We start from the raw sequence: 24,483 nt of genomic DNA on the forward strand, positions 1-24,483 counted from the left end.
TGATCTGGCCAAGGTAGGGACCACATGAATCCATCAAGGATAATACGTTTAAGGAACAGGGTTGGATGCGGGTAGACAGGCAAAAAGTAAGCTAACACGCTTGTCTCGGCGTTTAATGAGAATAAAGGCAACCCGTCTTGGTCGGTACAGAAGTCAGGCACGGCTTATGGTGAAAAAGACGGGCCCTGCACACATCGTCGGTGATGAGCCTGGGCATAGCGTATTCTGCTCGCTCCACGACCGATCACGCTGCCTCGAGATAAGTGATGAGGCTTCAGAGCAGCGAGAAAGCCTGCCGAGTCCAGTCCCAGGCGTGTCAGAATGGGCGGGGTATCCACGGCTATCACGCCGGCTTTGCCTTCCCGCCTCGCCCTGCCCGCCCAGTCTACCAGTTGCAGATAGTCGGCAAAGGAGAAAGGAATGCCTTTTTCCTTATCTTGATGAAAGTGTTCGATAAAGGGGAGCAGCGCTAGCTCTTGAGTCTGACCGCCCGGAGTATGCTTGTTTGACCGAACATAGCGCCGAATCCGTTGATGCAGAGACACATCCACCGAGTCTTCCGGTTTGTTCACTACCCCGGCGCGCAATGGATTAAGATCGACGTAGGTCATGCAGGCCAGCAGACCTACATCATCCAATATGGCCTGTGAGCGAAAACGCCCTTCCCAGAACCGGCCCTTGCAGTTGTCTTCCTCATTGGCCTTACGAGCAATATGCTCGTTGAGGCAGCGCATATACCAGGACAAATCACTCAACCGACGGCGCCAGCCGGCAATAATGGCCTGCGCCCGCTGCTCTGTCTCGGTATCCGTCGTTCCCGCCATATAACGTACCACCGGTACCGGCAGTCGAAACAACAGCTGCCAGCGCGCCACCACCTCGTTCTCAGTCAATGCCTCGGCGGCGGCAGTATCCACATGCATTACCAGATGATAGTGATTGGCCATGACCGCATAGGCGCATAAATCGATAGTGAATACCTTCTGCAACTGTTGCAACCGCGCCAGTACCCAGCGTTTTCGATGGTTGAAATCCTGGCCGGTCAGCCGGTCTTCGCCGCACAGGTAGGCGCGTCGCACGCAACGACAGATACAATGGTAGTAAGGTGTATCAGCCGGTGACACCAGCTCGGAACGAGGACGAGTCATAAATAAAGCCCTCCAAGTACAACGAATTAACCTCAAGCTTAGTTTCAGTTCAAATAAACAACCAAGCTGATGGGTGTCCTTTGGTTTTTTGATTTTTTTTGGGTGTTCGGTTTGTTACCCCGATGTTTTCTACCCTGAGCTGATGCTCATGGGTCAGACTCTGCGCCCAGATCCATCGCCTGCTCCGGCGGGATACGAGCAAAGCTTACCGGCATCTTGCGCAGGCTATCCTTGCCGCGAGCGGTCAGATCGGACATGAACTGAAACTGCTGCCGCGGATCCATCGGATAGGCCTTGATGCGATAATGGGTGCCCCAGGGTTGCTCTTCCAGCAGTACCAGCACCGGCCTGCTCAGTTTGAGATAGGGGCTGGACAGTGTCACGTCTTGCAGCACCCTGCGCACTTCGTGGGCATCGTGATCCGGTGCCAGATAAAAGCTCACCACGCACATCAGACTGACCCCGCCGTTGTTGGCGTTATGGATAAGCCCGGTCCACAGCTTCTGATGGGGAATAAACACCACGGTATCACTCGGGGTCACTACCTCCACCACCCTCATACCTACATGCCTGACCTCGCCGTAGATCCCCTCTACTTCTATCCAGTCACCGGGTCGGTAAGGCAGTTCATAGGCCGCCACTGCCCCCGCCAGCAGGCTGCTGACATAATCTTTGAGCGCAAAACCGATGGCCAAACCGGCTGCGCCCAGAATGGCCAGGGTGTTCTGTACCGTCGGCTCGATAAAAAGCGGTACTATCCACAACAGCGCGGCCACTAGCACCAGAATGCGAATGGTGGGGATCAGCGCCAGCACAAATAACCGTCGGCTGCTGTGTACCCGTTCCGCCAGCCAGGGCAGCAATTTCTGGCTCAGCCACACCAGCAATATTGCCACCAGTATCACCGCCAGGGCTTCCATCAGCGTCTGAGTGGTAATATCCCTGAATAATTTGACCACCCGCTCCGTATTCATACCCACCCCCGCTAAAAGTCGTCCAGCAGATAACCCCGGCTGCCTAGAAAGTCACGCACCGCCAGATAGCCATACACATCAAGCCGCCAGTGCTCCTTATTTCGCTCGACAATACGGAATTGCTCCAGCCGCAACAGCTGCACATTAAGCTGGTCCGGTGCCATTACCGGCAACACCCGTTGCAATTCCTCTCCGCTCAGGCCCCGATGCAGCAGCAGCGAATACAGGATAAAGGCGGTGTCGTCGTTCGCCTCCAGCGGCAATTCCAGCAGCCGTTTGTCTGCGTTTACCTGACATGCCCACAGTGCCAATGCCAGCCCCACGTTGCCTCGCGCCTGGCCGGCCAAATGACTCAGCTGCCGATCCGATCCGGTGATACCATTCTGACGCAGCAAGGCCGACTCGGCCGGAGCAAAGCAATAGACTCGCGGCAGGCTGAGCGGCCAGGCATGCCGTAAAAAAGCAAAGGTCCAGCTGTCGCACACCACCAGGCCCTGACCAAAGTCGCCGTGCAGCAGCCGAGGCAGCAGCACCCGGATGAAGCGCAGGCCGTCGGCGCTGCGTAACAGATAGCGGGCCAAATCGTCAATCAGCCAGGGCACACCCCGGGACGCTTGCTGCTGCCACCACTCGTCCAGCGCCACTGCGCGGATCTGAGCCGGAGCCGGTGGCGTTAACAAGGCCCATCCCTGTTGCCAGGTCCAGTCTCGGGAAATGGCGGCGCAGCCGCTGAAGGGGGGATCCAGCAGAAAACAGACGCCCTGGTCGGCGCCGTCAACCCAGTCTTCAAAATGCGTGTTCAGGGCTCTGACCGCTGGGCCACGTTCAAACGCCTGATAGTCGGGCAGCTCGGTATCAGCATCCTGGGTCGCCGTTTCCTGGTCTTGCAGCCCAAAGACTCGCAGCACTCGTCGCCAGCCCTGCTGAAAACGGGTCACCGTCGGCGCCGCCGGACAATGGAAGTCCTCTACCGGGATCAATTGCCAGTGATTGCGCTCTGTCATCGGACTTCCCCCTTTCATGTGAATTCGCCACTCGCGCAGCCACCTCTGCAGTCAGTGTAGCCGGTGCGGCACACAGACTTGATGTGGCAGGCCAAAGACAGCGGCGAGAGCGGCTGTCATACCGGGGCGTCTGTCGGCTCGCCCCGGTCACATTTTTTGCAGGACAGCAGGTACCCAAGCATGGCCGCCCGCCCGGAGGCTGTCGTGACCCAGGCCCGGTTGATAAAGGGCGGCTGGTGGCGTACATGCTGGAAATGACCGCACTGCAATTCTGCCACCCAGTCATGCTCTTCATCGAGGTGATAACCGATAATCGCTCGTTTCATGTTTATGACTCATTTTTACGCTGAAAGGGAATGGTTCATGTTTAGCTCCAGAACCGTCGAACGGAATAGCAGATAATAAAAAGAGGGGCGGACAAACCGTCCGCCCCTCTTTGTATTTCAATCTCACAAGTTCAATCTCGCACTGCCATTGTCCCTGGCGTTGAACATGCCTTAACCGCAGCACTTCTTGTATTTATTGCCGCTGCCACAGTTGCAGGGGTCGTTGCGCTCGGGGGTTTTATCCTGCTTGACGGTACTGGCCTTGTTGAGCAGCGTGGTCAGCTCGGCAATAGACTCGACCGCGCCCTCATTGCTGTCGATAGTCACCTCGGCGAACAGCCGAGCCTCGGCAACCAGGGCGTCGACTTCCGACTTGCGGGCCTCACTGGTCACCACCAGCGTCAGCGGATGCTTCTTGCTGCCGAGTTTATGACTGGCCTTGGTCTGATAACCATAACTGATGTGGCTTTGGCGCGCATCCTGGCGGCCCTTGAAAAAAAACTTGTCTGACATGTCGTCATCCTTACTGCTTGAAAGGACAGAGGGGTTGCTGACGCGCAATACCCATATCATGGAGTCATAAAAGACGGGCATTGTACTCGAGCCCCGTTAAAACCGCTTCAGAATACTGTCATCATAATCATCGGTATTCAGCGTCAGGTTGAACCTGGCCGCCAGTTTGTCGAGTTGTGCCTGTTTGGTGTTCAGTTCATCCATGATGATGATGTTGTCATCGAGCTTCCACAATTGCCGTGAACCGGCATAACCGTACTGCAGCGCCAGCAGCGCATCGGCATCGCCCTCCTGCGCCGCCGCTTCCAGCTTGCGCATTTTACGGGTGATCTTGTTCAGCGACTGCTTCAGCTCCCACACATACAGCACCTCGGTCAGATAATCATGGTGGCGATATTTACTCAAGCCCAGCCCGATGGCCGCCGCCGCCACCAATACACCCAGCGCATTCCAGTGAAAATGACTGCCGTCCGGAGCCGGAAACAGGGCGATCAGGGTTTGCGAGACAAGCAGGCTGCCCGCCGCCAGCACCAGGCCGCAGCCAATGAGAACGCGATTTAAATGGCGGCGATAACGGGTTTTATCGATGTCGATTAACTTCATAACAACCTGAAAGAAAAGTAAAAAGTGGCCGTATTATAACCAGAAAGCGCATCACTCACTACCGCCGGGAAGCAAAGCCGGGCCATCGGGGGCCGGAACCTGCTACCCTAGACGTCTGATTGCAGCAGACCTGAGCAACCCCGAGCCCATCATGCCGGAAAAAGTCGCGATTTTTGTAGATGTACAGAATGTGTATTACACCTGTCGACAGGCGCTGGGAGGCAATTTCGATTACAACGCCTTCTGGGCCCGGGTGGCCGACGGCCGAGAGGTGGTGGCAGCCTATGCCTATGCCATCGACCGGGGCGACGAGAAACAGCGCCAGTTTCAGAACATTTTACGGGCCATCGGCTTCGAGGTGAAGCTCAAGCCCTTTATTCGACGGGCAGACGGCTCGGCCAAAGGCGACTGGGATGTTGGCATTACCATCGATATACTGGAGTCGGCAGTCATGACCGACACGCTGGTGCTGGTGTCCGGCGACGGAGACTTTGCCATTCTGGCCGACAAGCTGCGCCAGCATTACGGCAAACGGGTCGAAGTGTATGGTGCCCCCGCCCTCACCGCCAGGGCGTTGATGGATGCGGCCAGCGATTTTATCGCCATCGATCAGAGTCTGCTGCTGTCATAAAGCACAGGCACAAAAAAACCGCCTTGCGGCGGTTTTTTTCGGCATTCAGTTCGCAATTAAGCGCGAACGAAATCCAGGTGGGTCAGCTTCGGCTTGAAGGGATGACGCTGTACGTCCTTCACCTTCACCTTCACTTCCTGACCATCGATAACCAGAGTCAGCACTTCGCTGTAGAAAGCGTCGTCAGCCTGAGCGAGAACGGCTTTTTTATGGTCCAGAGCGATAGCTACCGGCTCCTGGCCTGCACCGTAAACGATGGCAGGGATCTTGTCTTCATGACGCAGGCGGCGGCTCGCACCTTTCCCCAGGTCTGAACGAACTTCAGCTTCAAATACGAATGACATAATTTTCTCTCTTAAAGGTTAGTGGCGAACGCTGCGACCGGCATTCGCCTGTAAAAAGCGCGCGGATGGTAACATGCACCGGCCCCGGCAACAAGGTAAAGCAGAGGCCGAGAGGTATTAAGGGTGAGGCGAGGCACGAACGACACACATGCCTCACCCCTCACCGGGTTTACAACGCCGCTATCTGCTGCTGGATACGCTTGTCGGAAATAGGATACGGCGTACCCAGGGTCTGGGCGAAATACGACACCCGTAGTTCCTCTATCATCCAGCGGATTTCCGCCACCTCGGGCACCAACGGCTTGCCCTTGGGCTGCTTGTTCAGCAACGAGCGGTAGGCCTGCTGTACCTGCTGAATTTTCAGCAGGTGTGCCCGATCCCGGTGCGGATCGATCGCCAGTTTGTCCAGCCGGCGCGACAAGGCCTCCAGATAACGACCGAGATCGGTCAGCCGCTCGGCTCCCGTGTCGGTCACGAAGCCCCGGAAAATCAGCCCGTCCAGCTGGGCCTGAATGTCCGACATGGCCATCGCCATCGCCAGATCGATCTTGCCCTTGAGCCGTTTCTTCACGGCGTGAGCCCGACTCAGCACCTCTTCCACCTGCAACGCAATGACGGCCACCGTCTGATCCAGTTCACCGGCAACCTTGTCTTTCAGTACGACAAAGTCCTCGGGCGTCCAGGCCGGCGCGCCATGCTTGCGCATCAGGGCATGCACACCGGCACGAATACAGTCGTCCACCAACTCCAGCACCTTGCCATAAGGGTTGAAATACAAGCCCAGTTTGGCCTTGTTGGGCAGTTTTGCATGTAGGTACTTGATGGGCGACGGCAGTTGCAGCAGCAAGAGCCGGCTCTGACCACTCCACATGGTCTGGGCCTGACTGACTTCGTCTTCACACAGGGTCAGCGCCACGCTGTCGACCTGATCGGCAATGGCCGGATAAGCCTTTACCTCGAACCCGGCGCGCTTGGCGGCATAGGTTTTGGGAATGGTGCGCTCGGGAAAGGCCAGCAATCCCTCCTGCTCGAAGCGATCGTCATCCACCGCCTGGGTCAGCGCGGTCTGCACCTGCCCCTGCAGCGACAGCTTGATGGCCTCCAGGTCCCGGCCTGCGGCCAATACCTTGCCGTCGGCATCCAGCACGCAAAAACGCATGATCAAATGCACCGGCAGCGCCTGCCAGTCCCAGTCTTCTCGCGGTACCGTTGCCCCCGTCATGCGGCGCAGGTGCTTTTCCATCTGATCGAGCAGCTCCCCTTCCAGCGGCGTCATGGTCGCCAGCAGCGCCTCGACGAAGTTGGGCGCCGGCACAAAGTGTTTACGCATCGGCTTGGGCAGTGATTTAATCAGCCCAATCAGCAAGTCGCGGCGCAGGCCGGGCACCTGCCACCGAAACGGCGCCGGCTGTACCTGGTTCAACAACGGCAGCGGAATACGCACGGTCACGCCATCTTCTTCCTGGCCCGGCTCAAACTGGTAGTCCAGCGCCAAATTCAGGCCGTCGTGCTGCCAGGCATCGGGATAATCCCGGGTCGTGACCCGGTCGGCCCGCTCGTTGAGCAGCATTTCTTCGGTAAAATGCAGCAATTCGGGCCGGTCTTTGCGCGCCTGCTTCCACCAGTCATCGAAATGGCGAATCGACACCATGTCGGCGGGCAGCCGTTCGTCGTAAAAACGGAACAGGGTTTCGTCGTCAATCACCAGATCCCGCCGGCGCGACTTGTGCTCCAGGGCCTCGGCCTGTTCCAGCAGGGCTCTGTTATGGTGAAAGAACTCGTGACGGGTGTGCAGCTCGCCTTCCACCAGGGCCTGGCGAATAAACAGCTCACGACATAGTTTGGGATCGACCTGGCTGTAGTTGACACGCCGACGCACCACCACCGGCAGGCCGAACAGATTCTGGCTCAGGTAGCCCATGACGGCGCCCTGCTTTTTCGACCAGTAGGGCTCGCTGTAACTGGACTTGAGCAGGTGGCCGCCCGCCCGTTCCAACCAGTCCAGTTCCAGGCGGGCGGCGGTGCGACCATAAAGACGATGGGTTTCGGTCAGTTCGGCCACCATCAGCCAGCGGGGTGGCTTTTTGGCAAGACTGGAGCCGGGCACCAGCACGAAGCGGGCGTTACGGGCGCCGATGATGTCTTTTTTATCGCCGTCACGCATGCCGACCTGACTGAGCATGCCGGTCAGCAGCGCCTGATGCAGACTGTTGTAATCTGCGGGCTCGCTGTTGAGCGCAAAGCCCAGCTCGCGCACCACCAGCCTGAGCTGGCTGTAGATGTCCTGCCATTCGCGCACCCGCAGGTAGTTGAGAAACTCCTTGATGCACTGCTTGCGAAACTGGTTGCCGCTTAAGCTTTTCTGCTGCTCCTTCAGGTAGTTCCATAGCTTGATGTAGGCCATGAAGTCCGAGTCTTTATCGGCAAAACGGCGGTGCATCTCGGCGGCGGCCTGTTGCTTGTCTTGCGGCCGCTCACGGGGGTCCTGAATGCTGAGCGCGGCGGTGATCACCATCACCTCGGTCACACAACCGTGCTCGCGTGCCGCCAGCACCATGCGCGCCAGTCGCGGGTCCACCGGCAGCCGGGCCAGATCGCGCCCCAGCGGGGTCAGCGCCAGGCTGCCCTGATCACCCAGCACGGCGCCCAGCTCTTCCAGCAACCGAATACCGTCGCTGATGTTCTTGCGATCCGGCGCTTCCACGAACGGAAAGGCGGAAATGTCGCCCAGGCCCAACGACAGCATCTGCAGGATAACCGAGGCCAGGTTGGTGCGCAGAATTTCCGGATCGGTAAACTCGGGCCGGTTCATGAAGTCGTCTTCGCCATACAGACGAATACAGATGCCCGCCTCTACCCGGCCGCAGCGGCCCATACGCTGGTTGGCGCTGGCCTGAGAAATGGGCTCAATCGGCAGCCGCTGTACCTTGGTACGGTAGGAATAACGGCTGATACGCGCGGTACCCGGATCTATTACGTAACGAATGCCGGGCACGGTGAGCGAGGTTTCGGCCACGTTGGTGGCCAGCACGATGCGTCGGCCGCCGTGGGATTCGAAAACGCGGTTCTGCTCGGCGTTGGACAGCCGGGAGTAGAGCGGTACCACCTCGGTATGGCGCAGCTCCAGTTTGTTCAGCGCATCGGCGGTATCGCGAATTTCCCGCTCGCCGTTCATGAAGATCAGAATATCGCCCGGGCCTTCCTGGGTGAGCTCGGTCACCGCATCGAAAATACCCTGCAGTTGATCCCGCTCGGCGTCATCTGCCACCAGCGGCCGATAGCGTAGCTCCACCGGATAGGTGCGTCCCGACACCGAGATGATGGGTGCCTGGTTGAAATGCCGGGAAAATCGTTCGGGATCTATGGTCGCCGAGGTGATAATCACCTTGAGATCCGGCCTTTTCGGCAATAGTTGCTTCAGATAACCCATGATGAAGTCGATATTAAGACTGCGCTCGTGGGCTTCATCGATGATGATGGTGTCATACTGTCGCAACATGCGATCTTGCTGAATTTCGGCCAGCAGAATCCCGTCGGTCATCAGTTTGACCTGAGTGCCTTCGCTTATCTGATCGTTGAAGCGCACCTTGTAGCCGACCCGCTGGCCCAGCTCGCATTCCAGCTCCTGCGCCAGTCGGGTCGCCACGCTGCGCGCCGCCAAGCGCCGAGGCTGGGTGTGGCCTATGGTGCCCTCTATCCCCAGCCCCAGCTCCAGACACATCTTGGGGATCTGGGTGGTTTTGCCGGAGCCGGTTTCACCGGCAATAATCACCACCTGATGATCGCGGATGGCGGCTTTTATCAGATCGCGCTTTTCGCTGACCGGCAGTTGCGGCGGATAATGAATGGAATGGGCCAGCAGTGCCTGCCGACGGCGGCGCTCGGTGCTCGAGGCGGTCATCTCGGCGGCAATGTTTGCCAGCACTTTTCCCCGTTTGGCCTGAGGCAGTTTTGCCAGCCCCTGCAACCGACGACGAAAACGGCCGCGAACGGCACCCCTGCACTCTTTCAGCTTTGCCTGCCATTGTTCAACGGACTGCGTCAAACCCAACCCCATTTACTCGATGAAAAACTGGCGCGCATTCTAGCAGAAATGAGCCACGAAGGGAGCCGGGATGGCGTATCCCCTGTCATAGTCAGACTGTGGCTGCGCCGGCACTGCTCATCCAAAACAAGGGACATGCCATCCCGGGTTCTGTTTCACTCCTGTTAGCTGGCTTGCAACAAGAATATCTTCCCCGGCTCCATTCCGGTGCGTTCTTTCCACTTTAGTGGTGTTTTTACCGCCTAAAAGTCTGAGCGCCGGCATCGGTGATGAACGGAGGCCCGTTAAAAACGTGACATTGATCTACATCAGGCTGAGAAGATAGATCCGACCACAAAGAGCGGAATGACAAAAAAAATAAAATATAAGACACTGATTTAAATGAATTTAACTAAACTTAAACTCAAAGAAAACAAGCTGTAAATTGTGGAAAAATGACGTTCAGGAAAATTTAAACTTAACAAAACAGGCATCACAACTGCTGGGCATCGAAATGTATGAATAAATCACAAAATACCGATTGAAAAGCCAACGGCATGTCCGTATATTAGGGACACAGCCCATCGTTGAGGAAGGTAAAAAATGAAAGAGTTGGTTATAACCGTCATTTTTACAGTTGGCGCCGCTTTAGTCGCCGTTTCTGCACCTTCCTTGGCACAGATGTAAATGAGCCCGGGAAGACAGGACTGTAAAACACATAAGAAATAAAAATATTTCCTGATAGTAAAAAGGCGCCTCCAGGGGCGCCTTTCTGCTGTTTAGTCTTCAGGCTGGCTCAGTAAGGAGCCACACTCATGGTGCTGCCCGAACCCACCAGCCGTACCCGCTGGCCCGCTTGCCAGCTACGATCGGCCTTTTGTACCACAATCAGGCTGTCCCCCCTGTCGGTACGTACTTCAAGCTCCACCGCCTTGACCTGGTTTATTTTGTCCTCGGCCCGCGAACCCACCATAGCACCGGCAATGGCTGCCGCCGCCGTGGCCAGTGAACGACCGGAGCCACCGCCAATCTGATTACCCAGCATGCCACCAACCACACCGCCACCCAGAGTACCGATAAGGTTCGGATTTTCGTCTCCGGCCTGAATGGTCACGGGCCGCACCGACACCACGGTGCCGTAAGTCACCGTTTGTGCCTGCTTGGCGGCACTGCTGCTATAGACATCTCCGGAATACACATCCGGGTTGGCACAGCCCGCCAGACCCAGCGCGGCAACCACGGCAACCGCTGACAATGTTTTCATTTTCATCATGAACCCCCTATGAAAAGCGACAGAGCCCTTCTCGTTTTGATCACCGCAAAAAAATATAGACCCGTTCCTGCTGTCCTTTATTGCGGTCTTAACCGGCCGATAACGACTGTCTTTGATGGACTAACTCCAGTCTACCCTCATTTGACCCGGAAATAAGCCCGGAAACCACAACGGCCGGCACTGGGGCCGGCCGTTGCCGCAAATAAAGAAGATCAAGGTGCAGCTTAAATAGTGGTACCCACCGGCTTGTCGGTCAGCAGACGCATCAACAACAGCCACAGCGCCCAGCCAGCCACCAGCAGGATGACAAACAGGAACAGGCCGGACTGGAATTTTTCCAGCATCATGCCCGCTATCATGGGACCGGTCAGCGAGCCGATACTGTAAGTAAACATCAGCTTCTGGGTCATTCTCACCAGGGCCCGGCCGTGCATCTTGCCGCAGGCATAGGACATGGTGGTGGGATACAGGGTGAAGCCCCCCGCACCCAATAGCGCAAACGCCATGATCATGGCGCTCTTGCCGTCGAATTCCCACAGCAACAGACAGCCCATGCCAATCATCAGGGTTTGTGCCGCCATCATGGTACGTTTGCCAAACTTGTCGGCCAGGCTGCCGTTGGGCAGCTGAAACGCCATGCCACACAGGATAAGCCAGGCCATGTACAGCCCGATTTCATCCCCCAACGCCAGCTGCTCCAGCTGAATGGGCATCAGGGCATAGAGGGCACCGAGCAACATGCCCGCCACCAGACAACCGGCCAGCCCCAAGGCCCTGTCGGCCCGGGGTGGCTTGCCGCTGTTGGCATTGATGTCTCCCTCGGCATTCAAACCCGGCCGTTTGGCCCACAGCAAGGGTGCCACAGACAATACGCACAGGCCGGACGCCAGCCAGAAGCCGGCCATGCCGGCGGTCGGGATCCAGTCGATAAACAGCTGACTGATGCCGTAACTGAAGTAATAGATAAGCATGTAACGCGCCATGGCACTGGAACGACGATGTAGCGGCGCCACGCCCAGCACCCAGCTTTCTACCGCCACGAAGCTGACCGCCGCCGCCATGCCCGCCAGCACCCGCAGTATCAACCATACCGGTAACAGGCTGGTCCAGGTCAGTGCCAGGGCGGCCAGCGCCAGCGTCAGGCAGCACAATACCAACGAACGCACGTGGCCCAGCCGCTCTATCAGTTTATCGGCGATGAAGCTCGCTCCCAGCATGCCCAGATAAAACGCCGAGCCCACCAGACCGATTTGTGCCGCCGGCGCCCCCTGATCATTCAGGTACACGGCCACCAAGGTCAGCAAAAAAGCGTTACCCAGGGTAAGCAGTGTCAAATGCAGATAAAGGGGTATTAAGTACATGGCGCCTCCGGTTTTTGAGGCGCGCATTCTAGGTAGGGCTAATGGGCAAGTACAACGAGAAAATTTTGGTTATTGCTGCAATTTTTTTGCTGTTTAACTGATGTTAACCGGCAACTGCCAGATAATGCCCTGTCCCGTGGTCAGGGCACCCAATATTAACAAAGCCGCAACCGCAATCACCGGTGGCCGGGTCTGTTCTTTTCTCAGCAAGGGCAGTAACCAGATGATGGCACCGAGCAATATCGCCGCACTCATCTGGGCGAAGGGCACAATCAAGTGGCTCACGTCCGCCTGGGATTCACTATGGGCAAACAGGGCCTGCGCCAGCAACAACAGCAAGCAACCGACGGCAGACGAGATACCCACCAGCGGCAACAGGGCATTGAAGGCCTGCAAACGATGCTTGGCCCGTACCATGATCAGGTGCGCAAACACACAACCACCGGCGCCGGCCACCAGCAACGCGGCCGGGCCCATCATGGTCATGACCCAGCCACCAGAAATCACCGCCAGTACCAGCGCCGGCGTGTGCCGGCTCAACGGCAGGCTGCGCTTGCCCTGCAGTCGCGCCTGATACAGGACTACGCCCAAGCCGGCGATCAATGCCAGCCCACCCAGCCACAGCAGAGGAGCCGGCACCTCGGCTTCCACCCCCATCATCAGAGCCAGACCAAACACCGCCCAGGCCGACAACAGACCGTCGCCGATACGCCGACGCTGGCCGGGGCAAAGATCGCCGTTTCGTAATACCCACAGCAGCAGGCCCAGGGCCGCAATGGCGGTTAATGCCAGTGGCGCAAACAATCGCGCCGGCAACAGTTCTGTCATCGGTGATTCTCCAAAATATAAACCTGCGTATTCTACCGCTGTCGACGGGCAATCGCGACCATGCGGGCGAACATGCGCCGTAATTCCACCGGGACCAGCTGCACGCCCTGCAACTCGATGGCCTCCACCACCGCCAACGCCATGCCCGGTTTGCTGCGCCGACTGAGGGCGCGTTCGATAATACGGGTGGCCGGGGTATGCTTGTCATGGATTTGCGCTTCCTGGCGAAACACCGATTCCAGCCCCCGGTCGTACAGATAATGTTCGATATCGAGCCGCGGTAATACGCTCAGATGATCCTCTTCCCTCTCGCCGCGCAACATGCTGCGTACGCCCTGAGCGTATTTCTGGCCCGCCTCGTCGCCATCGGTCAGCAGATGCCAGCCGATACCGAAATCCCGCGCCACCTTGATCAAGGGACTGTGGCCACACTGGGCGAACTCGATGATACGGATACCCTCTGCGGGCAAGACATAACCACAGATACGAGCCAGCTCGTTCAGCAGCCAGATCTCGGTTTCCCCTTCCACCAGCAGCCAGTAGCGCGCAAAGAGCGACATGGGTCTGTTAATGCGCACGTGAAAGGCGATGCGGCGCATGTCTTCGCCATTGTATTTTTCATTGCCAATCTGGAAGCTTTTGGTTTCGAGCTCTACCCGCACCAGTCGGCGCAGGTGATTGAGTGGAAAGGCCGACAGCAGATCGCCGGAATTGGTGGTAACCAGCTTCTGCCCCGGAAACCTGTCCAGAATGCCCCAGGTTACCGCCAGCATGGTGGGATGCAGCCGGCTTTCCGGATCTTCAATCAGTAACATGGGCCGGGCACCGGTCTCTATGGGTCGTCCACCGCGCGCCTGCAGTATGGTGCGGGCCACCGCCGACAGCGCCAGCGACAAGCCGCTTTCCTCGCCCAGCGGCTGCCAGTCGTTCAGCTTGCCCAACTGACTCAGGGTCACCGGGTGAATGGCGATGTCCCGCGCCCGTCGGGGTGCCCGGCTAGTGGCACCCTGAGGGGTAAAGTAATGTTCCAGCAGCTGACGCACCGCATCCAGCCCGGCCTTGATATCACGCCGGGTCAGCTCGTCTTCTTCCGCCAGTTGCTCACTCAGCCGCGTCAGCAGCTTCTCGTAATCGCCGTTCAGGTTGACGATCGGCAGATCCTGGGGCGTGCCCCGAGAATCCCGCAGACGGAACACCGGGTTCATTTCTATCAGGCTATGTACCAGTTGGTGGGCGTCATCCAGCTCGATGGGGACACCGCCACCGTCCACAAAACCGTGTTCGCTGATAATACCCTCGGCACTGCGCCGCGCCCGGGCCCGGTAATGCACCCGATGAAAACTGTCTTTATGCTTGACCCAGACCGGCTCCAACCGCGCCAGCCGCGCCGAATGCTCGCTGATACCGGGCCTGTGCTCGCGGTAACTGAGCACGATTTGCAGCTCGTCGACCGCCTCACCCGGCTCGGCGCGGTAGAAGTCCTCGTCCACAAACTGGTAGCAGCAGCCCCCCTGCCCCATCAGCCGCCACAGGGCCCGAAACAGGCTGGTTTTCCCCCAGGCATTCTCACCTATCAGCGCCGTGCTCTGATTAAGCGTCAGCGACAGCTGATTAAGGCCCATGAAGTTGCGGATCTGAATATGCTCAAGAAACATGCGCTGTCCTTGGTGAGCTCCTGTTAACGACCAATGGTGTTAACGGACGCGAGTGTGGCCGGCCACGGGTGTTGTCGGCCGGCGTCTCCTCTTCAATTACGATATAGCACCTTGATCAGATGATAGCCGAAACGGGTTTTCACCGGCCCCTGTATGACCAGCTCGGGGCCACCGAATACCGCCTTGTCGAAGGGGCCGACCATATCACCCTTGTTGAATTCCCCCAGGTCGCCACCACGCTTGCCGGAAGGACAGGTGGAATGTTTTTTGGCGAGCTTGTGAAAGTCGCCGCCGTTATCCAGCTGCTGTTTTATCGCCAGGCATTCGGCTTCGGTTTTTACCAGTATATGCAGGGCACAGGCACGTTTTGCCATGAAAGGAGTCCAGATTGCAGAAAACAAGGGTTCAGTGTGCCAAAAAGTGGGGATTCAGGGAAGGTTAACCCCGCCCTTGAGGAGAGAAGGATGGTACCGACTTGAAAAATCTCCGATCGTTTTTAAACCCGAGCTCAGAGGCAACACAGCCGACTCCCGCGACACGCTATGGATAACCGATACTCACGGCGAGACAAGCTAGCCTCCTGTCGGCTCGGAAATGCCGTCTGACTGTCAGGGAGGGCGGGAATGCCGGAACGGCAGGAACATTTTCCGGCCATGGCATGTCACGGTCGTGGGAGGCGATCTCTGTTACCCCTTCTCGCACATCGAGTTCTCTGTAGACGATACCAGCAGGCCACTCCCTGGCATCAGGGAGGATAAAGGGTTCTGCTCCGCCGACCCTCCACGCCAAGGATCGCGCGGTGGAGCCTACATGGAAGTATTCACCACGTGTCGGAAGAGCTGGCCCTTTGTCCGAGCTTTGCACAGCGACCGAATAGATCGGTTATTGAATCTATGCAATATGAAGCCTGGGGCTCATCCTCACAACATCAAGCCACCGCCAGCGCGACAGTTTCGGCATGGGTCTGCACCAGTTCGTCGTGCAGCGACACCACCGCCTGCTCGTAATATTCGTCATCGACGATAAACTGCATTTCCACCGCTCTCAGCGACTGGTGTACGGCTCGTACCGGCACATTGGCCTTGTTCAGTGCACCCACAGAGCGGGCCAACAGTCCCGGAATACTCATGTCGCTGCCCACCGCCGATACCAGCGACACCTTGTGGGTATTCACATCGGCATTGTCGAACCTATGTTGCAAGGCACAGACCAGGCGGCGTACCTTCTTGCGGTTGCCGGACACATAATAGGTCAGGGTATTGGCATTCATGTCCTTGGCCACCAGATTCAGCTTCATCCGGTCCAGCTCATCGGTGAAACACTCGGCATAGTGGGATACCCGGCCCACCATGTCCTGGTCGAACAGCTCGACCGCAAACAGATTGCGGCGACCGGCCACCATTTCCACACAGGGAGAAGGGCTGCGATAGTTGGTGGTGATCAGGGTGCCTTCGTGATCCGGCTCGAAGGTGTTGCGCACCCGCAACGGAATATCCTGCTGACGCAGGCCCTTGGCAGCCTGGGGGTGAATGGCTTCCATCCCCAGGTTGGACAGCTGATCGGTCACGTCGTAGTTGGTGCGACCGATGGGGATCACCTGATCTTCGCCCGCCAGCCGCGGGTCGGCGCTGCTCAGGTGAAACTCCTTATGAATGATGGCTTCGCGTGCGCCGCTCAGCACCGCCAGCCGACTGAAGGTCATCTCGCTGTAACCCCGGTCGAACCGGCTCATCAGCCCTTCTTTGCAATGAGCATAACCGGTCACCACCGGCAACTGGCTGGACAGGTCGAATCGTTCCAGTGCCTGCTCCAGCACCTGATCCAGCGGCAGTGCCTCATCGGTGCGCCAGCCGGTCAGGTCCATCAATACCGCATTCACGCCACTCTGACGCAGATACAGCACCATGTTGTGAGCACTGTGGGCCTCGCCCATGGCCGCCAACAGTTCGCGAATGGTCTGCAACTGCTCCGCAAGCTGGAACTGTCCAAAGGCACAGACCTGGCGAAGATGATGCAAACAGTCGCGAATGCCGGCGATGCGATCGTGCATAAAAGAGTCTGCCAGGGCGCGCTCGGGGCTCAGACCAAACATCTCCTTGTTGATCTGGGCCATGCGGTTACTGACGTTATCCAGCGTCTGTTCCCAGGCGCTGTCGTCTTCTGCATCCGCAAAGGTCGCATAAACGCCCGGGGCACCGGTGCGTTTGCACTCCAGCAGGCCATCGGTGATACCACCGAAGGCCGATACCACCAGCATCCGCCGGTAGTATTCGCCGGGCTTGCGTTTGTGTAGCACGATATTATCCCGCACCGCCCGATACTCGCTCATGGAGGTGCCGCCAATTTTCTCTACTGTGTGTGACACTATTATTCCCTTAAATTTTTTATTGATTTATTGCCCTGGTCGCACATTTTCAGTGGGCCTGGGATGCTGACTGCAACTAGGCCCTGCCCAGTGAAAATGTCCGTCATCGGGGGCCCATGCCCCCGATGGACTGCTGTCTTAGGCTTCGGTTTCCAGTGCATAGACACCATCGGCGTCATGCACTTCCTTACCGGTCAGCGGCGGATTGAACACGCAGGCCAGTTTCATGTCTTCGCTACCACCGCGCAGCAGGTGATTGTCGTGCTTGTCGAGGATATAGAGGGTGCCGGGCTGGATAGGATAAATTTTACCATCGGCCAGATCTTCTATTTCGCCGTTGCCGCTCATGCAGTACACCGACTCCAGATGATTCTGATAGTGGATATGGGTTTCGGTATTGGCATAAATGGTGGTGATATGAAACGAAAAACCCATGTTGTCGTCTTTCAGCAGCATACGGGTGCTTTCCCAGGTGCCGGTGTCGGACTGGACACGGCGTTCGCTTTGTTCACATTCGGCAAGAGTACGTACTATCATGGTATTCCTTTCTTTTATTCTGTTTTTGCCCACTTGGGCGGACAGTGAAATTCAGCGTGCGGATAAAGGGGCATCGGGGCAACTTACTGCCACGCCAACACGCAGCAAGTACTTCCCTGTATGCTCGTCGATGGCATCCCTGCCATCGACGGCTGGCTTAGGCAACAAGCTGCCCCTCCCTGCTGACCGGCATTAAACCTTCCGCCAGAAAAACCGAGCTTAAGACGCCTTCTTCAGACGTTCACCGGCGGTCTCGATGATGGATTCTTCCAACCAGTCCAGACCCTGGGTCAACTCGGCTTCGGTGATGATCAGCGGGCACAGGCACTTGACCACTTCGTCGTTGGGGCCGGCAGTCTCGATGATGAGTCCGCGTTCAAAGCACTTGGAGGTAATCACATCGGCAATATCTCCGTCACGGCAGGCAATACCCTGCATCATGCCCCGGCCTTTGACCTTCACGAACAACTGCGGGAAACGATCAACCATGGCCTGCATGCGCCTGGTCAGCAGCTCGCCCTTGGCCCGTACTTCACCGGCGAAGACATCGTCTTTCCAAAAGGTTTCCAGCGCCTTGCGAGCGGTGATGAAGGCATGGTTATTGCCACGGAAGGTACCGTTGTGTTCGCCCGGCTCCCACTGATCCAGCTCGGGACGCATCAGCACCAGCGCAAAAGGCAGTCCCATGCCGCTCAGCGACTTGGACAGGGTAATGATGTCCGGCTTGATGCCGGCGGGCTCGAAGCTGAAGAAGGTGCCGGTACGGCCACAACCGGCTTGAATGTCATCGGCAATCAGCAGAATGTCGTGCTTGCGGCAGATTTTTTCCAGTCGCTGCAGCCATTCCACCGAGGCCGCATTCAGGCCGCCCTCGCCCTGCACCACTTCAAACAGCACGGCGGCAGGCTTGTCGAGACCACTGGAGTTGTCCTCGAGCATGGTTTCGAACAGCAGCAGGCTGTCTTCACCGGCACCGGTATAGCCGTCATACGGCAGACGACTGACGTTGGCCAGTACGGTACCGGCGCCGCCGCGGTGGTGCTGGTTACCGGTGGCAGCCAGGGCACCCAGACTGACGCCGTGGAAACCATTGGTAAAGGCCACGATATTCTCACGACCGGTCACCTTGCGGGCCAGCTTCATCGCCGCTTCTACCGCATTGGTACCGGTGGGGCCGGTAAACTGGGCCACATGGTTCATGTTACGCGGCTTGAGGATGATCTGCTGCAACGCGGTCAAAAACCCCGCCTTGGCGGAGGTGTGCATATCCAGGCCATGGGCGATGCCATCGGCCTGAATATATTCAATCAACGCTTCTTTCAGTATCGGGTGATTATGGCCGTAGTTGAGGGTGCCGGCACCGGCGAGAAAGTCCAGATAGCGCTTGCCACTCTGGTCGTGCAGCCATACGCCCCGGGCTTCGTTGAATACCACCGGAAAAGAACGGGCATAAGTTTGTACACTGGATTCCATTACATCAAAAATACTCATCTCGACTCCTTAAAGTCCTGAGTTCAAATCTAAAAATATAAAATTCGAAAAATACTGAGGGTCGGCCGACAGGATCAGCCGAGAGCAATGCGGTAGAGGATTTCGCTGCTGCTGCCACCGTTGAAGTGACGCTGCTGGTCGAACAGCACCTGACGCACGCCCGGCCCGGTGCCCTGACTGCGGGCCAGGCTTTCAAACAGTCCCCAGGAAGGTGCATTGTCGGCGGTGATGGTGGTTTCGACGTGAGTGACGCCGGCACAGGCATCCACTCCCAGCAGAGTATCGAGCAGGGTGCGCCCCAGCCCTTCACCACGGGCGCGTTTATCTATGGCTACCTGCCAGACAAACAGGGTGTTCGGCTCGGAAGGTTTACGGTAGGCAGAGATAAACCCCAGCAGTGTGCCGTCTTCATCTTCGGCCAACATACAAGTGTCGGCAAAGTGCAGGCATTGCAGCAGGTTGCAGTAGGTAGAATTGGTATCCAGGGGTTTACAACGGGCAATCAGGCTATTCACCTCATGACCGTCGGTAGCCTTGGGGTGGCGCAACAATAGTTGCAAATCAATGGTCGTGTCCGTGTCGGTAGCAATCATTTATAGTCCTAAGCTGTTTTAGTTAGTGGGCTAAGTAAAAATCCCTTATTAACCTAACAAACCATTGATGAATTGCAACCTTATCTCGATTAAATTAATTTGAACAGCATGCATTTTACCGTCGTGATGTGACCAAAAAAACCATGTAAAGCCACGAACGGAACCATTCCAGGCCCAGCCACCACGGGAGATTGGCGGCCTTGCAGGCTCGCCTCATGGCGACCTGCTACTATCAATGCAGTGGCGATGCTGTTATCTCCACCTTGTCAGACTAAATCGGATACACACTATGAGTACGAAAGAAACAGGAACCGTAAAATGGTTCAACGAGGAAAAAGGCTTTGGATTCATCACCCGGGCTTCCGGGCCGGATCTGTTTGTACACTTTTCCTCCATACAGGGTGATGGCTTCAAAACCCTGCAGGAAGGTCAGCCGGTCACCTTTGTCGTCACCCAGGGCAAGAAAGGGCCGCAAGCCGAAGAAGTAGAACTGGCTTGACCCTTATCAGGCGGCACCCCGGTGCCGCCTGGTCATTTTTAGCACTAGTCATTATTTGAACACCAGACATCATAGGGTTATCCTGCACCGACCATGTTCTCGAGTCTTTCACCCCCAGTCGGTACCCCATGACCAGATTATTTATATCCCTCTGTTTTTTTATCGTGTCTTTACCCGCTCTCGCCCAGACTGAACCCGCCCCGGCCGAAGAAGCCGCGGCGGAAGTGCGCATCCCGCTCACGCCCTTTATGGAGCGCTATATGCTGGATGAGCTGAAGGCGCTGCGCAGCGAAATGGCCCGCTTTCAGATCCACGTCACCGACGAGGTGGTGCAAAAAGAGCTGGCGGTGGCTGACAAGGCCATCAGCTACGCCAACGTGACCGTGACCTATTTCTTCTATCTGCTGGCGGGAGCCGCCTCCGTGCTGGCCATCGTCGGCTGGCAATCGTTACGGGAACTGAAAAAAACCGCCCGGGAATATGCCGAAACCGAGATGAAAAAAATCACCAGCACCTACGAACACAAGCTGAAACAGATAGAACGCGAATTGCAGCGAAAAACCAAGGTTATTGCGGAAAATTACCGGGAAATAGAACGCTTCCAGGAGATTCACGGCCTCTGGCTGCGCGCCAGTCAGGAGCAGAGCCCTCAGGCTAAAATCGATATCTACGATCAGATCCTGGACATCAAACCCGGCGATCTGGACGCCCTCACCCACAAGGCCGACGCCGCCCTGATGATGAACGAGCGCCAGTGGGCACTGAGCCTGTGCAACCGGGTACTGCAGGTGGATCAGCAAAACGCGCACGCCCTCTATCAGCGTGCCTGTGCCCATGCCGGCGTGGGTAATGAAGATCAGGCATTATCCGATCTCGAACTGGCGGTGCAGAGCAATGTACACCTGCGTAGTGTCGCGGCCGATGATGAAGAATTCGACCCACTGCGTCAGCACCCCCGTTTTATCGAGCTGACCAGTGACAGCTCCGATCACAGCGGTGGAGAAAGTGAATCGTGAAGTCAAAAAACAAGAATGAAAAAATTTTTAATAACACGTGAAAAAAATTGATTTTGCATACCAGGATCCGGTGCCATACTTTGCGCGAATCATAGAGCCACATAGAGTGAGAATGAATATGAGCTTTGAGTCAACCAAGCCGTTTCAGGACTTCGCCCATTTTCCTCGCGGTCTGCGTCGTTGTGGCGAATTTACCGTCGCGGAAGCCCAGCTGCTTGAACAATCCGGCCACGCCATGCTGGCGCTGTACACCGGACAACGGGCACCGAATTGCGATGACGAGCAACGCTTTTTCGAACAGGTACAACAAGGCGCTGCCTCAGAAAGCCGCCATGCCAAAGTCTGGTTGAAATACCTGAAAGTCATCGGCCCCAAGCGTGTACACCGTCTGTGTTCGCCCATGACCGCAGGCAGTAGTGGCGACGACGACTATGAACCGGCAGAAGACAGCGCCGAATAAACCGTCAAACTCATGGGGCGCACCTTCGCCTCCCCATATTGTGCTCACGGGCCGCTTTATTCAGCCCTGTCTGAAGCGGAGCATGTCTTGTGTTTTCACCAATATGCTTGCGGCAGATGATCGGGCTGCGAACATATCTCGAGACAATTGAATTCGGCCCGCTCCGGAATATACGCGGGCTTCGTTTCAACGGAGGCATCTCTACGCCCACCGCAACACCTCTCGACCAAGGCAGGCCTTGCAAACAACCTGGTTTCGCTTGCCTCTGACCGCTTACGACTTACGGCTGCTTTTGCAAAATGATACCCTAGGCCCAGTTTTTCCTGCCGGCCTCGATATAGCATCCGGTATGACCCACAGCGATAAAGACACCACATCATGAGCGACCAAGCAGCACAGCCCACTTTTCTGTTCCACGACTACGAGACGGCAGGCATCAATCCTGCGCTGGACAGGCCGGTGCAATTTGCCGCCATCCGCACCGATGCCGAGCTGAACGAGGTTGGTGAGCCGGTCATGTTCTATTGTCGGTTGCCGGTCGACTACCTGCCCTCGCCCGAGGCGACACTGATCACCGGCATCACACCGCAAACCGCCCAACAACAGGGATTGTGCGAGGCCGAGTTTATTGCCCGCATCCACGAGCAGTTCAGCCAGGCCGGCACCTGTATTCTTGGCTACAACAATATTCGCTTCGACGATGAAGTGACCCGCTACACCCTGTATCGCAACTTCTATGACCCCTACGCCTACAGCTGGCAGCAGGGCAATTCCCGCTGGGATCTGCTGGATGTGGTGCGCACCTTCTATGCCCTGCGTCCTGACGGCATCACCTGGCCGGAAGACGAAGACGGCAAGCCCAGTTTCAAGCTGGAGCGGCTGACCGAGGCCAACGGCATCGATCACGGCAATGCCCACGACGCCCTGGCCGATGTGCGCGCCACCATCGCCCTGGCCCGACTGCTGCGCCAGGCCCAGCCCAAGCTGTTCGACTACCTGTTCGAACTGCGCAGCAAGCACAAGGTAAAGGCGCTGATTGACGTCATCAACAGTAAGCCGCTGGTGCATGTGTCCGGCATGTTTTCGGTCTGGCAGGGCTGTGCCAGCTGGATTGCGCCCCTGGCCTGGCATCCGGACAACGCCAATGCGGTGATTTGTGTCAATTTGAACATGGATTTGACGCCGCTGGTCGAGCTGACCCCGGAACAGTTGCACGAACGGCTCTACACCAGACGGGCAGACTTGGGCGAGCTGGCGCCGGTACCGGTCAAGCTGGTGCATATCAACAAATGTCCGGCGCTGGCCAAGGCGGCGGCACTGACCGAGCAAAGAGCCGACGAGCTAGGTATCGACCGGGCTCGCTGCCGTCAGAGCCTGGATCTACTGCGCCGCCATCCGGAAATTCGCGAAAAAGTGGTGGCGCTCTATCAGCTGCAACGGGACTTTCCCCCCGTCACCGATGTGGATGCGGCGCTCTATCAGGGCGGTTTTTTCAGTGCGGCAGACAAGGCGGCCATGGCCATGGTGCACAACAGCACGCCCGATGCCCTCGCCGCTCTGCCACTGCAGTTCAGCGATGCCCGTCTGCCCGAGCTGCTGTTTCGCTACCGGGCCCGTAACTACCCTCATACGCTGAATGAACAGGAATGGCAGCGCTGGCGACAGCATTGTCAGGACAGACTGGCCGGCATGGCCGAGCCCTACATGCACCGACTGGAACAATTGGTGATCGAGCATCAGGAAGATGAAAACAAGCTGGCACTGCTTCAGGCGGTAGCCCGTTATGTTCAATCCCTTTAAGAGCCATCACATGAAATTGATTCGCGACTTTGCGGTGTTGCTGGCCTGCCTGATGGTGGGTAAGGGCATGGCAACACTCTTGCCCTTTGCGTTTCCGGGCAGCATTCTCGGGCTCTTCGTACTGTTTTTTCTGCTAAGCACCCAGCTTATCCCCCTGAACTGGGTGCATGACGGCGGCCAGTTGCTGCTGCGTCATATGAGGCTGCTGTTTATTCCCGTGGCCGCCGGTCTGCTCGGCTATGCAGACTTGCTCAGCGACGGTCTGGGACTGATGATCAGCTCAGCCCTCAGTGGTCTGGTGTTGATCCTGCTGGTCGTGGGGCGGCTTTACCAGAGAATGCTGCCATGATGCTGTGGTTCGCAATACCGCTGACCGCCCTGCTTTATCTGCTGGTCAAGAAGCTGGCGCGCAGATACAAAAGCCCACTGATGAACACCATCATGCTGCCGGCGCTGGCGATCATCGCCCTGCTGCTGCTGACCGGACAAGACTCGGCCGATTATCAGGCCGGTGCCCGGCCCCTGACGCTGTTGCTGGAGCTGGCGGTGGTGTCATTCGCCCTGCCGCTGTATCAGCAGACTGCCAAAATTCGTCAGAGGCTGTGGCCCATAGTGCTGTGCTGCAGCCTGTCTGCCCTGATTTCTGTCGGTACCACCCTGATTATCGGTGGCATGATGCAGGCTCAACCCCGACTGTTGGCCTCCATCGCGACCAAGTCGATTACCACGCCGCTGGCCATGAGCGTCAGCCAGACCATGAACGGCATTCCGGCCATCGCGGCAGGGCTGGTGATCATCGTCGGCATGATGGGCGCCATCATCGGCTTTCCACTACTGAAGTGGGCCGGTATACATAACCCCGAGGCTCAGGGTCTGGCCATGGGCGCCAGTGCCCACGCCATCGGCACCGGTGCCGCCGCCGAGATGGGCCCGGTACAGGGTGCCTTCGCCTCGCTGGCCATGGTGGTATGCGGCATCGCCACCGCCGTGCTGGCCCCGCCGCTGTTTCACCTGTACCTTTGGCTGATTCATTAAGTT

24 protein-coding genes are annotated in these 24,483 nt (G+C 57.3%); 7 read left to right on the forward strand and 17 right to left on the reverse strand.

All coding sequences use genetic code 11. The features are described from left to right. Positions 1-164: 164 nt before the first annotated feature. From ACLEIV_RS00980 to ACLEIV_RS01005, 6 genes are all read right to left on the reverse strand, one after another. Positions 165-1,148, reverse strand: coding sequence for a transposase (locus ACLEIV_RS00980; RefSeq protein WP_410454798.1), 984 nt, complete (start codon positions 1,146-1,148; stop codon positions 165-167). 146 nt (positions 1,149-1,294) lie between these two features. Further along, positions 1,295-2,122, reverse strand: a complete 828-nt coding sequence (locus tag ACLEIV_RS00985; RefSeq protein ID WP_410454799.1) for a mechanosensitive ion channel family protein — start codon at positions 2,120-2,122, stop codon at positions 1,295-1,297. Between the two features lie 11 nt (positions 2,123-2,133). Then, positions 2,134-3,126, reverse strand: coding sequence for a hypothetical protein (locus ACLEIV_RS00990; protein WP_410454800.1), 993 nt, complete (start codon positions 3,124-3,126; stop codon positions 2,134-2,136). Between the two features lie 116 nt (positions 3,127-3,242). Continuing rightward, entirely contained in the window at positions 3,243-3,452 is a 210-nt protein-coding gene (locus ACLEIV_RS00995) for a DUF3565 domain-containing protein (protein ID WP_410454801.1), read from the reverse strand. Between the two features lie 171 nt (positions 3,453-3,623). Beyond that, entirely contained in the window at positions 3,624-3,965 is a 342-nt protein-coding gene (locus tag ACLEIV_RS01000; protein WP_410454802.1) for a PBPRA1643 family SWIM/SEC-C metal-binding motif protein, read from the reverse strand. 96 nt (positions 3,966-4,061) lie between these two features. Then, a complete protein-coding gene (locus ACLEIV_RS01005; RefSeq protein WP_410454803.1) occupies positions 4,062-4,568 on the reverse strand; it encodes a DUF3087 domain-containing protein in 507 nt (168 codons plus the stop codon). Between the two features lie 151 nt (positions 4,569-4,719). Here ACLEIV_RS01005 and ACLEIV_RS01010 point away from each other — a divergent pair, with 151 nt between their 5' ends. Further along, a complete protein-coding gene (locus tag ACLEIV_RS01010; RefSeq protein WP_410454804.1) occupies positions 4,720-5,199 on the forward strand; it encodes a LabA-like NYN domain-containing protein in 480 nt (159 codons plus the stop codon). A gap of 56 nt (positions 5,200-5,255) precedes the next feature. On the opposite strand, the gene rplY is transcribed toward ACLEIV_RS01010, so the two are convergent. From rplY to ectA, 11 genes are all read right to left on the reverse strand, one after another. Then, positions 5,256-5,543, reverse strand: a complete 288-nt coding sequence (gene rplY, locus ACLEIV_RS01015; protein ID WP_410454805.1) for a 50S ribosomal protein L25 — start codon at positions 5,541-5,543, stop codon at positions 5,256-5,258. Between the two features lie 169 nt (positions 5,544-5,712). After that, complete coding sequence (gene hrpA / locus ACLEIV_RS01020; protein ID WP_410454806.1) at positions 5,713-9,588, reverse strand: ATP-dependent RNA helicase HrpA; 3,876 nt, start codon at positions 9,586-9,588, stop codon at positions 5,713-5,715. 775 nt (positions 9,589-10,363) lie between these two features. Next, positions 10,364-10,840 (reverse strand): outer membrane lipoprotein, encoded by a 477-nt coding sequence (locus ACLEIV_RS01025; protein ID WP_410454807.1) that lies wholly within the window; start codon positions 10,838-10,840, stop codon positions 10,364-10,366. A gap of 224 nt (positions 10,841-11,064) precedes the next feature. After that, entirely contained in the window at positions 11,065-12,201 is a 1,137-nt protein-coding gene (locus ACLEIV_RS01030; RefSeq protein WP_410454808.1) for an MFS transporter, read from the reverse strand. A 93-nt stretch (positions 12,202-12,294) separates the two neighbouring features. After that, the gene (locus ACLEIV_RS01035) at positions 12,295-13,029 is read right to left on the reverse strand and encodes a hypothetical protein (protein WP_410454809.1); all 735 of its coding nucleotides are present in this window, start codon (positions 13,027-13,029) and stop codon (positions 12,295-12,297) included. A gap of 32 nt (positions 13,030-13,061) precedes the next feature. After that, positions 13,062-14,684: a DUF2813 domain-containing protein gene (locus ACLEIV_RS01040; RefSeq protein ID WP_410454810.1), complete on the reverse strand. Its 1,623-nt coding sequence runs from the start codon at positions 14,682-14,684 to the stop codon at positions 13,062-13,064. A 92-nt stretch (positions 14,685-14,776) separates the two neighbouring features. Then, a complete protein-coding gene (gene ppiC, locus ACLEIV_RS01045) occupies positions 14,777-15,058 on the reverse strand; it encodes a peptidylprolyl isomerase PpiC (RefSeq protein WP_410454811.1) in 282 nt (93 codons plus the stop codon). A gap of 554 nt (positions 15,059-15,612) precedes the next feature. Beyond that, positions 15,613-17,049, reverse strand: a complete 1,437-nt coding sequence (locus ACLEIV_RS01050; protein ID WP_410454812.1) for an aspartate kinase — start codon at positions 17,047-17,049, stop codon at positions 15,613-15,615. Between the two features lie 138 nt (positions 17,050-17,187). Further along, positions 17,188-17,586, reverse strand: a complete 399-nt coding sequence (locus ACLEIV_RS01055) for an ectoine synthase (protein ID WP_410454813.1) — start codon at positions 17,584-17,586, stop codon at positions 17,188-17,190. Positions 17,587-17,805: 219 nt separating this feature from the next. Further along, positions 17,806-19,077: a diaminobutyrate--2-oxoglutarate transaminase gene (gene ectB, locus ACLEIV_RS01060; RefSeq protein ID WP_410454814.1), complete on the reverse strand. Its 1,272-nt coding sequence runs from the start codon at positions 19,075-19,077 to the stop codon at positions 17,806-17,808. A gap of 74 nt (positions 19,078-19,151) precedes the next feature. Then, on the reverse strand, positions 19,152-19,670 hold the full coding sequence (gene ectA, locus ACLEIV_RS01065; protein WP_410454815.1) for a diaminobutyrate acetyltransferase: 519 nt from the start codon (positions 19,668-19,670) through the stop codon (positions 19,152-19,154). A gap of 289 nt (positions 19,671-19,959) precedes the next feature. Between ectA and ACLEIV_RS01070 the strand changes: the two genes are divergently transcribed. The 6 genes from ACLEIV_RS01070 (at position 19,960) to ACLEIV_RS01095 (ending at position 24,480) form a co-directional block, all read left to right on the forward strand. Beyond that, on the forward strand, positions 19,960-20,169 hold the full coding sequence (locus ACLEIV_RS01070) for a cold-shock protein (protein WP_104487633.1): 210 nt from the start codon (positions 19,960-19,962) through the stop codon (positions 20,167-20,169). Positions 20,170-20,297: 128 nt separating this feature from the next. After that, the gene (locus ACLEIV_RS01075) at positions 20,298-21,185 is read left to right on the forward strand and encodes a tetratricopeptide repeat protein (protein WP_410454816.1); all 888 of its coding nucleotides are present in this window, start codon (positions 20,298-20,300) and stop codon (positions 21,183-21,185) included. Between the two features lie 118 nt (positions 21,186-21,303). Continuing rightward, positions 21,304-21,645: a MaoP family protein gene (locus tag ACLEIV_RS01080; RefSeq protein WP_410455083.1), complete on the forward strand. Its 342-nt coding sequence runs from the start codon at positions 21,304-21,306 to the stop codon at positions 21,643-21,645. A 378-nt stretch (positions 21,646-22,023) separates the two neighbouring features. Further along, the gene (gene sbcB, locus ACLEIV_RS01085) at positions 22,024-23,445 is read left to right on the forward strand and encodes an exodeoxyribonuclease I (RefSeq protein WP_410454817.1); all 1,422 of its coding nucleotides are present in this window, start codon (positions 22,024-22,026) and stop codon (positions 23,443-23,445) included. 10 nt (positions 23,446-23,455) lie between these two features. Next, positions 23,456-23,794: a CidA/LrgA family protein gene (locus tag ACLEIV_RS01090; protein ID WP_410454818.1), complete on the forward strand. Its 339-nt coding sequence runs from the start codon at positions 23,456-23,458 to the stop codon at positions 23,792-23,794. After that, entirely contained in the window at positions 23,791-24,480 is a 690-nt protein-coding gene (locus ACLEIV_RS01095; RefSeq protein ID WP_410454819.1) for an LrgB family protein, read from the forward strand. Before ACLEIV_RS01090 ends, ACLEIV_RS01095 begins: the two co-directional genes overlap by 4 nt. Positions 24,481-24,483 lie beyond the last annotated feature (3 nt).

The sequence above is a fragment of the Oceanisphaera submarina genome (assembly GCF_046521305.1).
GTDB classification, from domain to species: domain Bacteria; phylum Pseudomonadota; class Gammaproteobacteria; order Enterobacterales; family Aeromonadaceae; genus Oceanimonas; species Oceanimonas submarina.

Excerpts from the sequence above, each read along its gene's own strand:
- ACLEIV_RS01055 (WP_410454813.1), bottom strand. The coding sequence starts at position 17,586 with ATGATAGTACGTACTCTTGCCGAATGTGAACAAAGCGAACGCCGTGTC.
- ACLEIV_RS01090 (WP_410454818.1), top strand. The coding sequence starts at position 23,456 with ATGAAATTGATTCGCGACTTTGCGGTGTTGCTGGCCTGCCTGATGGTG.
- ectB (WP_410454814.1), bottom strand. The coding sequence starts at position 19,077 with ATGAGTATTTTTGATGTAATGGAATCCAGTGTACAAACTTATGCCCGT.
- ACLEIV_RS01095 (WP_410454819.1), top strand. The coding sequence starts at position 23,791 with ATGATGCTGTGGTTCGCAATACCGCTGACCGCCCTGCTTTATCTGCTG.
- ACLEIV_RS01075 (WP_410454816.1), top strand. The coding sequence starts at position 20,298 with ATGACCAGATTATTTATATCCCTCTGTTTTTTTATCGTGTCTTTACCC.
- sbcB (WP_410454817.1), top strand. The coding sequence starts at position 22,024 with ATGAGCGACCAAGCAGCACAGCCCACTTTTCTGTTCCACGACTACGAG.
- ACLEIV_RS01000 (WP_410454802.1), bottom strand. The coding sequence starts at position 3,965 with ATGTCAGACAAGTTTTTTTTCAAGGGCCGCCAGGATGCGCGCCAAAGC.
- ACLEIV_RS01030 (WP_410454808.1), bottom strand. The coding sequence starts at position 12,201 with ATGTACTTAATACCCCTTTATCTGCATTTGACACTGCTTACCCTGGGT.
- ACLEIV_RS00995 (WP_410454801.1), bottom strand. The coding sequence starts at position 3,452 with ATGAAACGAGCGATTATCGGTTATCACCTCGATGAAGAGCATGACTGG.
- ACLEIV_RS01005 (WP_410454803.1), bottom strand. The coding sequence starts at position 4,568 with ATGAAGTTAATCGACATCGATAAAACCCGTTATCGCCGCCATTTAAAT.
- ppiC (WP_410454811.1), bottom strand. The coding sequence starts at position 15,058 with ATGGCAAAACGTGCCTGTGCCCTGCATATACTGGTAAAAACCGAAGCC.
- ACLEIV_RS01010 (WP_410454804.1), top strand. The coding sequence starts at position 4,720 with ATGCCGGAAAAAGTCGCGATTTTTGTAGATGTACAGAATGTGTATTAC.
- ACLEIV_RS01070 (WP_104487633.1), top strand. The coding sequence starts at position 19,960 with ATGAGTACGAAAGAAACAGGAACCGTAAAATGGTTCAACGAGGAAAAA.
- ACLEIV_RS01025 (WP_410454807.1), bottom strand. The coding sequence starts at position 10,840 with ATGATGAAAATGAAAACATTGTCAGCGGTTGCCGTGGTTGCCGCGCTG.
- ACLEIV_RS01040 (WP_410454810.1), bottom strand. The coding sequence starts at position 14,684 with ATGTTTCTTGAGCATATTCAGATCCGCAACTTCATGGGCCTTAATCAG.
- ACLEIV_RS00990 (WP_410454800.1), bottom strand. The coding sequence starts at position 3,126 with ATGACAGAGCGCAATCACTGGCAATTGATCCCGGTAGAGGACTTCCAT.
- ACLEIV_RS00985 (WP_410454799.1), bottom strand. The coding sequence starts at position 2,122 with ATGAATACGGAGCGGGTGGTCAAATTATTCAGGGATATTACCACTCAG.
- ACLEIV_RS00980 (WP_410454798.1), bottom strand. The coding sequence starts at position 1,148 with ATGACTCGTCCTCGTTCCGAGCTGGTGTCACCGGCTGATACACCTTAC.
- ectA (WP_410454815.1), bottom strand. The coding sequence starts at position 19,670 with ATGATTGCTACCGACACGGACACGACCATTGATTTGCAACTATTGTTG.
- rplY (WP_410454805.1), bottom strand. The coding sequence starts at position 5,543 with ATGTCATTCGTATTTGAAGCTGAAGTTCGTTCAGACCTGGGGAAAGGT.
- ACLEIV_RS01080 (WP_410455083.1), top strand. The coding sequence starts at position 21,304 with ATGAGCTTTGAGTCAACCAAGCCGTTTCAGGACTTCGCCCATTTTCCT.
- ACLEIV_RS01035 (WP_410454809.1), bottom strand. The coding sequence starts at position 13,029 with ATGACAGAACTGTTGCCGGCGCGATTGTTTGCGCCACTGGCATTAACC.